This window comes from uncultured Aquimarina sp. (genome assembly GCF_947492115.1).
In the GTDB taxonomy this organism is placed as follows: domain Bacteria; phylum Bacteroidota; class Bacteroidia; order Flavobacteriales; family Flavobacteriaceae; genus Aquimarina.
On sequence record NZ_CANLMM010000005.1, the window covers coordinates 48,349 to 63,954 of the forward strand.

A 15,606-nucleotide genomic window follows, 5' to 3' on the forward strand; every position below is an offset into this window, starting at 1 on the left:
CGTTTATGCTTGTGCTAATTTTTCTTCTTCTAATCGTTTTAATGCTTGCTTATATTCTTCTGGGAATATTTTGATGAACTTTGGTAATTCACTTTCCCAGTTTTCAAGAATTCTCTGAGCTAATGGACTTAACGTGGCATTATAATGTGACTCTATTAAATCTTTTAACTCTTTAACATCCTCAGGAATCACTACGGGATCCAGGTTTAAAGCTTCTTTATTGCAATGTGCTTCAAATGTTTTCTTGTCATCATAGATATATGCTATTCCACCAGACATTCCAGCTCCGAAGTTTCTACCAACCTCTCCAAGAATTACGGCAACACCACCAGTCATATATTCACATCCATGATCTCCAATACCTTCCACTACTGCTTTGGCACCAGAATTACGAACACAGAATCGCTCACCTGCTTTACCATTGATATACACTTCTCCATCTGTGGCTCCATATAAGGTTACATTACCTGTAATCACATTATTTTCAGGAATTAATGTCGCTTCGTCTGGTACTTTAATAATTAATTTAGCTCCAGATAATCCTTTACCTAAATAATCATTAGTATTACCATTAACCACCATGGTAAGACCTTTGGTAGCAAATGCTCCGAAGCTTTGTCCTGCTGCTCCAGTAAAGTTTAATTTCAATGTGCTATCTGGAAGACCTTGCGCTCCATATATCTTAGAAATCTCATTACTTAGAATCGCTCCTACTGCTCTATCTGTATTAGTAATATCAAAATCCAAGGTGGTTTTTTCTTTTCTAAATAATGCCTGGTGAGCCTGCTCGATAATTTCAAAATCTATGGATCTTCCTAAACCATGATCTTGCATTTCAGAATTGTAAATACCAACACCTTCTGGTGCTTCTACCTGATGCAAAATTGGAGAAAGATCTACTCCTGCCGTTTTGTAATGCTCAATTGCTTTTTTACGATCTAATTTATGTACTTGTCCTACCATTTCATCGATAGTTCTAAAACCAAGCTTTGCCATTATTTCTCTTAGCTCTTGAGCCACGAAATACATATAATTTACTACATGCTCAGGTTTTCCTTTGAATTTCTTGCGCAATTCAGGATTCTGGGTAGCAATTCCAACAGGACAGGTATTCAAGTGACAAACTCTCATCATTATACAACCAGAAGCTACTAACGGCGCTGTTGCAAATCCAAATTCTTCCGCTCCTAATAAACAAGCAACCGCTACATCTCTTCCTGTTTTTAACTGACCATCACATTCTAATACAATACGACTTCTTAGGTTATTTCCTACCAAAGTCTGCTGCGCTTCTGCGATTCCCAGCTCCCAAGGCAAACCAGCGTGTTTTAGAGAAGTTAATGGTGATGCTCCTGTTCCTCCATCGAATCCAGATATAAGAATTACGTCCGCTTTTGCTTTAGCCACACCTGCGGCAACAGTACCAACTCCTACTTCTGATACTAATTTCACATTAATTCGTGCATCTCTATTCGCAGATTTTAGGTCATAGATTAACTGCGACAAATCTTCTATAGAATAGATATCGTGATGTGGTGGTGGCGAAATCAATCCTACGTACGGTGTAGAATTACGTGTTTTGGCAATCTCAGGATTTACTTTAGGTCCTGGTAATTGTCCTCCTTCTCCTGGTTTTGCTCCCTGAGCCATTTTTATTTGAATCTCAGCAGCATTGGTAAGATAGTTAGAAGAAACTCCAAATCTACCCGAAGCAACTTGCTTAATAGCACTGTTCTTCCAATCACCATTTACATCTTTATAAAAACGCAATGGATTTTCTCCTCCTTCTCCCGAATTACTTTTTCCTCCAATACGATTCATTGCCACCGCTAGGTTCTCATGAGCTTCTTTACTAATCGATCCGTATGACATCGCTCCTGTTTTGAAACGTTTTACGATTTCTGTCCACGGTTCTACCTCATACAAAGGAATAGGATCGTAATTAGAGAATTCTAATAATCCTCTAATCGTCATAAGATCTTTGGATTGCTCATTGATTAACGCAGCATATTCTTTATAGGTCTTAGGGTCATTGTCTCTTACCGATTTTTGCAATTTAGCAACAGACAATGGATTAAACTGGTGTTTCTCTCCATTACGTCTCCATCTATACTGCCCTCCTATTTCAAGATCTAAAGAAGCATCTACTTCTCTTTCGATATATGCTCTTTTATGACGTTTCGCTATTTCTTTTTCTATTTCGTATAATCCAATTCCTTGTATACGAGTAGCAGTATTTGGGAAATACTTATCTACCACTTGTGTGTTGATTCCAATACATTCGAACAACTGAGAACTACGGTAAGAATTCAATGTAGAAATACCTATTTTGTTCATTACCTTTAATACTCCTTTCCCAACAGCTTTATTGTAATTATTTATAGCTGCTTCTGCTTCTAAAGCGGTAATATTATTATCTTCAATTTGCTCTTTGATAATCTCATTTACCATATAAGGATTAATAGCACTTGCGCCATATCCAAATAGTAGCGCAAAATGGTGCACTTCTCTTGGTTCTGCTGATTCTATAATGATACTAACCTGAGAACGTTTTCCTAATTTTTGTAATCCGCTATTCACAAAAGAACAAGCTAACAATGCTGGTATTGGCGCTCTATGTTTACTGATATTTCTATCAGAAAGAATGATTATATTACTTCCGTCATCGATTGCTTCAGAAACTTTATCTAACATGGTATCTAAAGCATCTTCTAACCCATTAAGTCCACGATTAATGTTGTATAACATGGATACAGAAGTAGCTTTAAAACCTTTATCTGTATACGTTTTAATTTTATCAAGATCCTCTTTAGATATAACCGGATTCTGAATTTTTAATTTATTACAGTGCTTTTCATTAATATCAAAAATATTATGATCTGCCCCTAAGGTAAGACTGATATCAGTGATTAATTCTTCACGAATTCCATCTAATGGAGGATTCGTTACCTGTGCAAACAATTGCTTGAAATAATTGTAAATCAGTTGAGACCTTTGTGAAAGCACCGCAATTGGGGTATCTGATCCCATAGAACCTATAGGTTCCTTTGCTAACTGACTCATAGGTACGATAATCGTATCGATATCTTCTTGAGTATATCCAAATACTTCTTTTCGTTTAGCAATTGTTTCTTCTCCTAAGAATAAAGGACAATCATTATAAGGTATATCTTTTAAATGCACTAAACTGCTATCAATCCACTTTCTATACGGATGTTTGGCTGCTATTTCTTCCTTAATTTCCTCGTCATTTACAATTCGCCCTTCATCCATATTTACCAAGAACATTTTCCCAGGTTCTAGGCGACCATGAAATTCTATATTTTCTGGTGCAATATCAACTACTCCCGTCTCAGAAGACATGATTACATATCCATTCTTGGTTACGGTATATCTAGAGGGTCTTAATCCATTTCTATCCAGTACAGCTCCAATATAATTTCCATCTGTAAAAGGTATAGAAGCTGGACCATCCCAAGGTTCCATCGCACAAGAATTGTATTCATAAAAAGCCTTTTTCGCTTCTGACATTTCTGGATTCTTTTCCCAAGCTTCAGGTACCATCATCATCATTACCTCTGGTAAAGATCTACCTGTCATTAATAATAGCTCCACAACCATATCCATAGATGCAGAATCGGATTTACCTTTTAATACTACCGGTAAAATCTTTTTTATATCATCTCCAAACCAATCACTAGCTAATAATTCTTCTCTAGATCGCATTCTGGTTACATTACCTCTAAGTGTATTGATTTCGCCATTATGACACATATATCGGAAAGGTTGTGCTAAATCCCAAGTAGGAAATGTATTGGTAGAAAAACGTTGATGCACCAAAGCAAGCCTTGTTACAACTTTTGGATCCATTAAATCCGTATAATACAATTTAATATCCTCTGGCATCAAAAGACCTTTAAAAATTAAAGTCTTTGTAGACAAACTTGGTAGGTAAAAGAATTTATTCTCGGATAACTTAGAACTGTAAATTTCGTGTTCTGTTATTTTTCTAGCCGTGAATAATTTAAGGTTAAAATCAAAATAACTTTGATCCTTAGAATTCTTACCAATAAATATTTGTTTGATAAAAGGCTCTGTTGTAGCAGCTATTTCTCCTAAGTGTACCGTGTCTACAGGAACATCTCTCCATCCTAATAATACCAACCCTTGATTTTCGATATTTCTTTCGAAAGTATCTATACAATATTGTCTCTGGTTTTCTTTTTTGGGTAAGAACACATTACTTACAGCATATTCTCCTGCTTCGGGTAAATCAAACTCACAATTTTCTAAAAAGAAATCATGTGGTATATCTATTAGTATTCCTGCTCCATCTCCTGTCTTTCCATCTGAGCTTACCGCTCCACGATGTTCTAATTTTTCCAGAATTTCTAGTGCTTTATGTATGATGTCATTAGACTTTTTACCTTCTAAGCTACAGATAAATCCAGCACCACACGCGTCGTGTTCGAATTCTGGCAGATACATTCCTTGTTTCTTCATGTTATTTCCGATCTAAATAGTGTTTCAAGTTGTTGAAATTAACAAAACCTTAAGGAAGGGGAAAGAAAAACCGCGTATGGAACATCGTTTTTTTGAGCTCGATAAAAAAAGGACTATTTAACTAATATAATCCTAAAATAAAGACTTGAAATTACGAATTTAATAACGCGATTTTCTTCAAAAAACCTTTATTAATCGTAGGTATTACAGCATTTTAGGCTAAAAAAAATAAATGAAAACGTTTTCGTAAAAAAACATCAATCTTTCACTGCGAAATCCTCAGTTATTTCTTGAAAAAATACATACCCCTAATTTTTTAGGGGGTAAATATTTTAAAATGATAAAAATAACATGAATACCCTTATAAATTTTGAGGCTAAAAAGTAATTCACATATTTTTGACAGAGATTTAACATTAATTTTAACTTTTTAGTCTTTATGAAGAAAATAGAAGCAATCATCAGAAGATCAAAATATCGTGTGGTTAAAGAAGCACTTCACGAAAAAGGCATTACGTTCTTTTCTTATTGGGATGTAACGGGTGTAGGTAATGAGAAAAAAGGGAGTGTATACCGTGGTATCTCTTACAGTACTACTGATATCCAAAGACGTTATTTATCGATCGTTGTAAACGATGACTTCGAAGAAGTAGCTATTGCTGCTATTTTAGAAGCTGCTAAAACAGGTGAAGTTGGTGATGGAAAAATATTTGTTTCAGATATAAAAGAAGCCTATAGAATTCGTACATCAGAAAAAGGGGGGATTACCTTATCATAATCTTAATACAACAAAGATCAACTAAAACTAAATTTTATGAGTTATATACAACAACCAGACGTACAAGAAGCAGTAAAAGCAGCCGTGGAAGGAATCAACGGGGACATGGGTGCTTTATGGATCACGCTTTCTGCGATCCTAGTTTTCTTTATGCAGGCAGGATTTACCTTGGTAGAAGTAGGTTTTACCAGAAGTAAAAATGCTGTAAATATCGTTATGAAAAATATTATGGACCTTTCTATCGGTTCTATAATGTTCTGGGCAATCGGTTATGCAATTATGTATGGAGACGAAGTAATTGCTGGTGGTTTTTTCAGATGGAGTTCTGCGGATCAAGGATATGCCTTTTTTCATGCTGACGATTGGTATAATCTATTTTTCCAAACGGTATTCTGTGCAACTGCTGCAACTATTGTTTCTGGAGCCATTGCAGGGCGTACTAAATTTTCAACGTATTTAATATTTTCTTTTGTGCTTACAGCAATCATTTATCCAATTTCGGGTAGCTGGTATTGGCCTTTTGACGACAGTGCTTGGTTAAACACATTAGAGAAAAGTATGGGACTTCCAAACTTTGTTGACTTTGCAGGATCTTCTGTAGTGCACGCTGTTGGTGGTGGTGCTGCATTAGTAGCTGCAAAATTAGTTGGACCACGTATTGGTAAATATGAAAATGGAAAAGTAAACGTGATTCCTGGACACAATATGTTATTTGGTGCTCTTGGGGTTCTTATCCTTTGGTTAGGATGGTTCGGATTTAACGGTGGATCACAATTAGCATGGGGTGGTGATGATACTATTGCTGCTGGTAGTGTTCTTATTAATACAAATATAGCCGCTGCCGTTGGTGCTGTTGCTGCTTTATTCCTTACTTGGATCAAATATGGAAAACCAGATGTTTCAATGACATTAAATGGAGCATTAGCAGGATTAGTTGGTATTACAGCAGGATGTGGTGCAGTAAGTCAATTCGGTGCACTATGGATCGGTTTAATATGTGGTATCGCTGTTGTGTTCTCTATCGAATTACTTGATAAAGTACTTAAAATAGATGATCCAGTAGGAGCTATTTCCGTTCATGGAACTTGTGGTTTCTTAGGAACTGTATTGATCGGTTTATTTGCAAAAGAAGGTGGTTTATTCTACGGTGGTGGAGCTGGACTTTTAGCAAGTCAAACTATCGGTACATTAGCATACATAGGATGGGCTGTAGTAACGAGTTTCATCGTATTAATTATATTGAAGAAAACGATTGGACTTCGTGTTTCTGAAAAAGAAGAAATTGATGGATTAGATGTTCACGAACACGGTGTAAGTGTTTACGGAAGTGATAGCTAAATAGTTAGCAGAACATTAAAAGTAATAAAAGGAGTGTTGTATTTACAGCACTCCTTTTTGTTTAGTTTATTTTATAATCTCCATCGATAATGGATATGAAGGTTCTTCTCCGTTGCTTGCTTTTATAGCATTGATAATTGGAAATACGATACATAGAATTCCTATTAATATCAAACCAAGTATTCCTAATCCAAATAATAATATTAATGGAATACACACAATCGCATAGATAAACATACTTATTTGAAAATTCATAATGGATTTTCCATGATTATCCATTGCCAATACCTGCTCTCTTTGGGTTAACCAAAGTATTAAAGGAACTATAAACCCTCCAAATCCGGTTACTAAGTCTAATAACTGTGATAAATGGGTAATTACTAATAATGATTTGTCTTGTCTCATGATTATTTATGTTTTTTGGTTGATGATAGTTTTGATTGCTAATAAAATTAGCACTCTTTATCTATATGACGCAAAACTTTTAAAAATGTTACATATTTGTGATCACAAAAAAAGCATCCCTAATTGGGATGCTTCCTTTATATAACTAAATTTAATTCTATATCTTTTTATTGATTGATGATTAGTTTTTGTGTGGTTGATTCTCCGTCACTTTCTATTCTTATTAAATAGATACCTTGTGACATTGAGAAGTTTTTGGCAGAAATGGTATTAACTCCTGATTGTAATTCAATAACTGCTTGTCTACGACCCAAAATAGAGAATATAGTCGCTTTTGCATCTTTAACATAAGAATCTAGATGTATAGAGAAGTTATTCCTTGCAGGGTTTGGTGAAATGCGAACATCTGCAAAAATTCCTTCTGGTTCATCACCTAAGATTGCCTCTGTAGATGCTAATTCTGCTACTAAACTTTCTGCACTAGCCGATTGACCACAAGATCCTTCGTAAATCTTAACGTTGGAGAATACTGATGTGTTACCACTACCAGCATCATTATCGTTAATAAATACTAATCTATCCATTGTACCTGTATAGAAGTTTCCTACAGGTATCGTATATGTAGTTGTTCCTCCAGAATAGTTATCAAAATTAGTCACTCCATAATTCTGAGTTCCATGAACTTTAAAATATCGACTAGATGTTAAAGCATTATCATCCTCGAATCCTATTCCATGAATTTCTCCCTGACTTGAACTGCTAAAATCAAATTCAATAACGGTGTTAGCAGTTACGGTATAATTCAATGCAATATATTTCCAAGTATTATTTTGCATGGATATTGATGCTCCTCCATTGGTAATTGAGTAATTTCCAGCTGCATCTTGATTTGAGAAACCTGTGATTGTAAAATCATTAAAGTCGATTGCATCACATGTTGGAGGCGGTGGAGTTGAACCATTTGTGATACTTAAATCATCAATAGTAATATCTCCTTGCCAGCTAGTTCCAGTAACTACATTTAATCGTAACTGTACACTAGAATTTCCTGCATAAGCAGAAAGATCAATACTAGCTTCATTCCAGTTAGATCCTTGTGAACCAGATCTACTGAATACACTAGTCCAGTTACCTGAATTATTTGTTCTTGCTTCTACATTTAATGATCCTACAGCATTACCAACCATATGATACTGAAAGCTTAGTGTTGGAGAAGAAACTCCGTTAAAATCTAAACAAGGAGAATTAAGAATTGCTTGTTTAGATGGATATCCTGTTCCATTTCCTGAAGCTTCTACATATATATATGAAGAACCGTCAACTGCTCCACTCGGTCCAGTTCCGTTAGAAGGTGTTCCTCCGGAGTTTACTGTCCAGTTAATATCATCACTTGAGGATTGTGACCACGCTCCTATCGATCCTTCAAAACTTTCTGAATATGGGAATGAAGAAATATCTCCTGTACAATCTTCATTTGGTGGTGGCGGAGGTGTTCCTAATCCCATAGCATCCCAAAAAGCAGGAATGGTTGCTCTTTCTCCAGAGTTAGAACCTCCAGAGCTTGTACAACCTCCATAGGCATGAACTCCAACTGCATTACCAGTCGCTTCATCTATGATTGGACTCCCAGAGTTACCTCCAGTAGTATCTGCTCTATATCGTACGAATGTATTAGTTACACTAGCTAATGGTCCTGAATGTGTTTGCTGTGTTTGGTTATCGATTCCTGTATCGGTACCAAATCCAGTAATTCTAATTGTGTTTCCAGGAGCATCCTGTACTACATTGAACGATTTTCCTTGTGCTTGTAAAGGTGTTAAACCAGTCTGAGAATTGGCACTTGCTTCAAAAACACCCCAGTCATTAGCTTGACTAGGACTATTGATATATGGAGAAACAAAATTACCTATTGGATATTGATCCTCAGGTCCAGGATGTACTATCGTTCTATCAGGATTAGATTTAGGTACATTAAATTCAATAATTTCAGATCTACTGGTTAAACAATGCCCAGCAGTTACAAATTTCCCATTGGTGATGATCCATCCAGTACAACCGATAGGTACAATTCTTCCAATCGCATCATCAGTAGAGTCGATACGATCATCTGCGGATCCACATTGAGATTTAACAGTCGGATCCAATTCCCCAACACTTAACTCATAAATGTTGATATTAGCTGTAGCATCATTAGGTGCAATTGTTAAAGTTACCGTTACTTCGTCACCATTAAAATATGCACTTGAATTTTTCCAATCCTTAATTGTTTGTGAGTTTAACACTTGAGTAGCGCCGTCTAATTTTGAGGTGATAGTTATGGTACTATTCTTACCAAGATTTACATCCTTAAAGAATAAACGAAGCCAAGTTGCTCCCTTTTCCGAAACATTTTCTGTTATTGTATTAGATCCACTTTTACCTGAAATGTCGTCTGATTTTAGAGTCAGATTATATGGTGTTTCATGTCTAGCTAAATTCTGCGTTTGTGCAAAATTGACAAAAGGAATTAGCATAATTACTGCGCATATGACAGTAGATAATTTGTGTTTGATTAGCAGTTTGCTTCTGCTAATTGAGTTTGTGCTGTGAAAATTCATAAAAATAAAAGTTTAGTATATAGAAATTAAATTTAGTTACTAAATCTCTCGCTTTCGGTTAGTTAGACCTTAAGCTGCATTCCATATTATTTCCTTTTATTTTTTACTGAAATTATAAAAATTTCAACCCCTAAGCCTTAAATGTAAGGAACTAAATCCTCTCTGCAAAAAAGTTTCAACTTAAAAATAGAATGCTACCGTGATAATATGTCTATTTTTGTATTTTGATTTTGAAATGTATGATTACACAAGATACTATTGTGGCGTTAGCTACACCATCGGGAGCAGGTGCCATCTCTGTAATTAGAATCTCGGGAAAAGACGCCATAAAAATCTGTAACCCTTTATTTAAATCTATTAAAGGAAAAGATTTGGCTGCTCAAAAAACCCATACGATTCATTTAGGTCATATCGTAGACAATGGTCGTGTTTTGGATGAAGTATTAGTATCACTATTTAAAGACACTAATTCATACACTGGAGAACCTACGGTAGAAATTTCATGTCATGGATCTACTTACATCCAACAAGAAATCATTCAATTATTATTACGCAGTGGATGTAGAATGGCTGATGCTGGTGAGTTTACTTTACGTGCTTTTTTAAATGGAAAATTAGATCTTTCGCAAGCAGAAGCCGTGGCGGATCTTATAGCTTCTGATTCTGAAGCTTCGCACCAAATTGCCATGCAACAAATGCGAGGTGGATTTTCTAATGAAATTAAAAAACTTCGTGAAGAATTGATGAATTTTGCCTCTCTTATAGAGCTTGAGCTAGATTTTTCAGAAGAAGATGTAGAGTTCGCGGATCGAAGTCAGTTTAAAGATTTGATATCAAGAATTACCAATGTTCTGAAACGACTGATAGATTCATTTGCTGTCGGAAATGTGATCAAAAATGGAATCCCAACAGCAATTGTTGGAGAACCTAATGTAGGAAAGTCTACATTATTGAACGCATTGCTAAATGAAGAAAGAGCTATTGTATCCGATATTGCAGGTACTACAAGAGATACTATCGAAGATGAAATTAACATCGGAGGAGTTAGCTTTCGTTTTATCGATACAGCAGGAATTAGAGAAACAGAAGATGTTGTAGAAAGTATTGGTATCCAAAAAACCTTTGAAAAAATAGAACAAGCGCAAGTAGTTATCTATTTACTAGAAGCTGATAAATTTCTGGTTTCGGGTAAAACTTTTATTGTTGAAATTGAAAAAATTAAAAATAAATACCCTCAAAAACCACTAATTATAGTTGCTAATAAAATTGATAAAGTTGATACCAAATCTCTTGAAGCATTAACCAATGAACTATCACAAGTAGAAGGTGTTACTTTACAATTATTATCTGCAAAATCTGGGACAGGAGTTGAAGAATTGCAAAACCAATTATTAGATTTTGTAAATACAGGAGCTCTACGCAATAATGAAACAATAGTCACGAATACCCGACATTATGATGCTTTATTAAAAGCATTAGAAGAAATACAAAAAGTACAATATGGATTGGATACTGGACTTTCTGGAGATCTAATGGCTATCGACATTCGCCAGGCTTTATATCATTTTGGAGAAATTACTGGAGAAATCACCTCTGATGATTTGCTAGGAAACATCTTTGCTAATTTCTGTATTGGGAAGTAAGTTACTTCCTCTTCTTTCATTTTAAAGTCACATAGAACTTTCCCGAGTGGTATACTATTTTTATGCACTGATCATATCAATTTGTATCTTTAGATTTTAGTTTTTATAAACTTGGGGATAGTTAGCAAGCATATCATAGATGTAGATAAATCTATTGTCGTATTACCATTCAAGAATATGAGTGGAGATGACAGCTATGATTATTTTTCTGATGGAATTACTGAAGAAATCATTAATGCATTATCAAAAGTTGAAGGACTAAAGGTAACAGCCAGAACATCTTCATTTGCATTTAAAAATAAGCCAAAAGATATTCGCATAATAGGTAATGAATTAGGTGTAACGAATGCCGTGGAAGGAAGCATTAGAATTGCAAAAGATAGGATTAGGATTTCAACTCAATTAACTCGCACCGACAATGGTTTTCTTTTATGGTCTGAAAAATTTGATAGACAATTAGATGATGTTTTTGCGCTACAAGATGAAATAAGTCTATTAATTGCTGATAAGATTCGTGAGAATTTTGGACACTTAACCGTTCAAGATCAATTAGTACATCAAGAAACTGAAAGTATAGAAGCTTATGAAAATTATCTAAAAGGGCGGTTTTACTTTTTTAAATGGGATTTACCTTCTATGGAAAAAGCTATTTCTTTTTTTGATGAAAGTATCCACATTGACCCTAACTTCACGAAAGCCTATTTTAATTTGGGTATGTGTTACAGTCTTTTGGGATCATGGGGCTTTTTTTCTAAAAATGAGGCTTTTGAAAAGGCGGAAATGTATTTTGCATTAGGTGCTCAAGTAGGAAACGAATCATACGAAACCTTTTATGTGCGTGCAACTCATGAATTTTGGGGAAAATGGAACCATCAGAAAGGGTATGATTATCTTCAAAAAGCTATAAAATTAAACTCTCAAAATGCATTTACCCTTGATTTTATCGCTGAAATACATAGAGCCACAGGCAGTTTTGAAAAAGGACTGAAATCGAACAGTCAAGCGTTGCAATTAGATCCACTATCGGTAAATGCCTTATACACAAGATCAACTATTCTGTATTTAAAAAGAGATTTTACCGAAGCTATTTCTTACGTCGAAAAAGGATTGAACTTAGATCCTCATTTCAGTTTATTACAAAACCTTAAGGTTTTAATTCTTATACAACTGAATAAGAAAGCAAAACTTGATATATATCTAAAAGAAAACGTGCAATCTCAAACCCTAAAAACAATCGCACAATGTTTTTATAATCTATTCCATAAAAAAGAGATGGACTCATCTAAAATAGAAGATCTTATCGGACAATTGGAATCACTAACCGAACCACTATTATATCCGTGGGATGTCTATTTGAATTTATATGCAGGACACTCTAATAAGGCGTTATCTCTTTTGGAAGAAAAAGTAAATAACAGAATGGGACAAGTTATCTCATACAAGAACGATCCTCTTTTTGAATTGCTTTCTTCTGCTATATCATCCAAAGAAAACCTAAACTCTAATTTCTTATTAGCTGACTTAGAAGCTATTCAAGAAAATGTAGATAATAATCCTAAGAATTCTATCCTCGATCATTCTGAAATTAACGCTCTGCTTGACGTTTTAAATTCGAAAATGGAAAATGAGCAACTGTATACAAATCAAAACTTAAGCTTAAGGGCTCTTGCCAAGCACCTCAACCTTCATCCTAATAAATTGTCATGGCTATTAAACGAATGTATCGGTAAAAATTTTAATGATTATATCAATACCTATAGATTGAAAGCTTTTAAGGACAATGCTTTAAATTCAGAAAATAAACATCTTACTCTTTTAGGTTTAGCCTATGATAGTGGCTTTAATTCTAAGACCGTTTTTAATACCTACTTTAAAAAAGCAGAAGGCCTAACACCAAAACAGTGGTTAAAGTCGCAACCATAAATTAGTCACCCTAGATTAACCACCTTTCCTTAACTTCTTTGTAACCTAATAAGTTCTATATCTCATTTTATAAGTTCTGAATTTTATTTCAGAACGATTGCCTTTCGGTTTTACTACACCTTTGTATCATCAAAATTTATGAACCCACAATGATAGATAACGATGCTACCAAAAAATAATAATAAAATCATTCTTCTCGCTGGAGCTACAGGTTACCTCGGTAATTATATAGCACAGGAAATGCAAAATAGAGATCTTACCGGACGATTAATAGCACGAAAACCTGAAAAACTAGAACAACTTAAATCGTCTCGATTAACAATTCTAAAAGCCGAAGTTACGCATGCTAACACATTAAAAGGTATTACTGAGAATGTAGATACTATTATTTCCACTGTAGGTATAACGCGCCAAAAAGATGGATTAACCTATATGGATGTAGATTATAAGGCAAATCTAAATCTCCTGGAAGAAGCAAAAAAAACTGGTGTTAGAAAATTTATATATATCTCAGCTATAAACGGAGATAAACACAAGAACTTGAAAATTCTAGAGGCAAAAGAAGCATTTGTAGATGAATTAAAGAAATCAGGTTTGGAGTATACCATTGTACGTCCAAATGGATTCTTTTCCGATATGAAAGACTTTTTGGAAATGGCTAGAAAAGGAAAAATATATCTCTTTGGAAACGGCGAACAATTGCTAAATCCAATACATGGAGAAGACCTGTCAAAATTATGTCTTGATTTAGTAAACGACACTATTAAGGAAATTTCTGTTGGGGGTCCTGATATATTAACCCATAATGAAATTGCAGAACTGGCATTCAATGCATATGGAAAAGTACCATCCATCTGGCATTTACCAGATTGGGTGAGAAAGCTGGTATTATGGTCCGTTCGAAAATTTACATCTATTAGCACCTACGGCCCATTAGAATTCTTTTTAACACTGATGGCTGATGATAATATTGCGATGAGATATGGAGAAAACAAACTTCAAGATTTCTTTTTGGTTGAAGCTCAAAATTCTAAATAATTAAAGTCATGATACGTGAAATTTTAAGTAATAAATGTCCTAATTGTAATGAAGGACATATATACAGCAAAAAGAATATCTACTTCAATTTTTTTTCAAATAAAATGAATAAGAAGTGTGAGAAATGTGGATATATTTTCGAGAAAGAACCAGGATTTTTCTTTGGCGCTATGTATGTAAGTTATGCACTGGGCATAGCGGAAGCTGTAACAGTATTCCTCTTCGGAAGACTTTTTTTTGAGTCTGCTTATGATATGAGAATAATCTTTTGGATAGCATTAACACTCATACTCTTGTCATCATTTAACATGAGGTTTTCGAGAATAATTTGGATTTATCTCATGCGAAAATTTTAAAGCTATAAAATAGGTTCGGAATAATAATCTAGAACGATTTGCTTAAGTACCCGTAAGATATTTGTAGCGTAAATTTTAATTGCAAACTAAGTTTATGAAAGCTGTAATATATAAAAAATATGGAGGTCCAAACGTACTTCAATTAAAGGATGTACCTAAACCTGTAATTCAATCAAATGAGGTTTTGATAAAAATAATAGCAACCTCTGTTACTGCGGGTGATGTTCGTCTTAGAGCATCGAATTTTCCGCCATTAGCTTGGTTACCCGCACGATTAATTTTTGGATTATTTACACCTAAAAAACAAATATTGGGCCACGAGTTTTCTGGTCACATCGTACAAGTCGGTGATAAAGTTACAAGATTTAAAACGGGTGATGAAGTCTATGGAACAACATCGATGCTTAAAACAGGTGCGTATGCCGAATTCATAGCAGTACCAGAATGTTGGAAACAAGGCGCATTAGTGCTTAAACCAACTAACATAGATTTTAAAGAGGCGGCTATTCTACCTATCGGAGCAATGACCGCGCTTTATTTATTGAAAAAGGCCAATACCTATAAAGACAAGAGAATACTTATTTACGGTGCTTCTGGTAGTGTTGGAAGCTATGCAGTACAAATTGCAAAAAGCATAGGCGCAGATGTTACGGGAGTATGCAGTAGTCGGAATATAGAAATGGTCGCTTCACTTGGTGCAGATACAGTTATCGATTATACAAAAGAGGATTTTACCAAATCAAACAAGATGTATGATATCATTTTCGATGCTGTCGGCAAACTAAGTAAAGTAAATTCCAAAACTGCCCTTTTAAAAGGTGGGAAATATGTTACAACAAAAATGATTACTAAACAAAGTAATGAGTCCTTAGAAGAAGTAAAAACTTTAGTTGAACAACAGGCAATTCGTCCATTTATAGATAAAACTTACGCTTTAGAAGATATCCAAAAGGCACATGCTTACGTAGATACAGGACGAAAACGAGGCAATATTTCGATAATAATTTAATAAGTCAAAATACATAG

The 15,606-nt window shown here is 34.7% G+C and carries 10 protein-coding genes; 7 read left to right on the plus strand and 3 right to left on the minus strand.

Annotated features, from left to right (window positions below; genetic code table 11):
- Window positions 1–3: 3 nt before the first annotated feature.
- Window positions 4–4,503 carry a glutamate synthase large subunit gene (gltB, locus tag Q1A73_RS15900; protein WP_299607334.1) on the minus strand — a complete coding sequence of 1,500 codons (4,500 nt, stop codon included), beginning with the start codon at window positions 4,501–4,503 and terminating at the stop codon, window positions 4–6.
- Between the two features lie 438 nt (window positions 4,504–4,941).
- Between gltB and Q1A73_RS15905 the strand changes: the two genes are divergently transcribed.
- Both Q1A73_RS15905 and amt read left to right on the plus strand, forming a co-directional pair.
- Window positions 4,942–5,280 (plus strand): P-II family nitrogen regulator, encoded by a 339-nt coding sequence (locus tag Q1A73_RS15905; protein WP_219010207.1) that lies wholly within the window; start codon window positions 4,942–4,944, stop codon window positions 5,278–5,280.
- A gap of 36 nt (window positions 5,281–5,316) precedes the next feature.
- Entirely contained in the window at window positions 5,317–6,618 is a 1,302-nt protein-coding gene (gene amt / locus Q1A73_RS15910; RefSeq protein ID WP_299607337.1) for an ammonium transporter, read from the plus strand.
- Between the two features lie 66 nt (window positions 6,619–6,684).
- On the opposite strand, the gene Q1A73_RS15915 is transcribed toward amt, so the two are convergent.
- The gene (locus tag Q1A73_RS15915; protein WP_299607338.1) at window positions 6,685–7,023 is read right to left on the minus strand and encodes a DUF4870 domain-containing protein; all 339 of its coding nucleotides are present in this window, start codon (window positions 7,021–7,023) and stop codon (window positions 6,685–6,687) included.
- 167 nt (window positions 7,024–7,190) lie between these two features.
- Window positions 7,191–9,620, minus strand: coding sequence for a trypsin-like peptidase domain-containing protein (locus tag Q1A73_RS15920; protein ID WP_299607339.1), 2,430 nt, complete (start codon window positions 9,618–9,620; stop codon window positions 7,191–7,193).
- Between the two features lie 239 nt (window positions 9,621–9,859).
- Here Q1A73_RS15920 and mnmE point away from each other — a divergent pair, with 239 nt between their 5' ends.
- The 5 genes from mnmE to Q1A73_RS15940 all read left to right on the plus strand — a co-directional run bounded on the left by mnmE (window position 9,860) and on the right by Q1A73_RS15940 (window position 15,589).
- On the plus strand, window positions 9,860–11,263 hold the full coding sequence (mnmE, locus tag Q1A73_RS15925) for a tRNA uridine-5-carboxymethylaminomethyl(34) synthesis GTPase MnmE (RefSeq protein WP_299607341.1): 1,404 nt from the start codon (window positions 9,860–9,862) through the stop codon (window positions 11,261–11,263).
- Between the two features lie 111 nt (window positions 11,264–11,374).
- Window positions 11,375–13,186, plus strand: a complete 1,812-nt coding sequence (locus Q1A73_RS15930; protein ID WP_299607342.1) for a helix-turn-helix domain-containing protein — start codon at window positions 11,375–11,377, stop codon at window positions 13,184–13,186.
- 162 nt (window positions 13,187–13,348) lie between these two features.
- On the plus strand, window positions 13,349–14,224 hold the full coding sequence (locus Q1A73_RS15935) for an SDR family oxidoreductase (protein WP_299607343.1): 876 nt from the start codon (window positions 13,349–13,351) through the stop codon (window positions 14,222–14,224).
- Window positions 14,225–14,328: 104 nt separating this feature from the next.
- On the plus strand, window positions 14,329–14,580 hold the full coding sequence (locus Q1A73_RS24605) for a DUF983 domain-containing protein (protein ID WP_366141465.1): 252 nt from the start codon (window positions 14,329–14,331) through the stop codon (window positions 14,578–14,580).
- A 94-nt stretch (window positions 14,581–14,674) separates the two neighbouring features.
- Window positions 14,675–15,589, plus strand: coding sequence for an NAD(P)-dependent alcohol dehydrogenase (locus Q1A73_RS15940; RefSeq protein WP_299607344.1), 915 nt, complete (start codon window positions 14,675–14,677; stop codon window positions 15,587–15,589).
- Window positions 15,590–15,606: the final 17 nt, after the last annotated feature.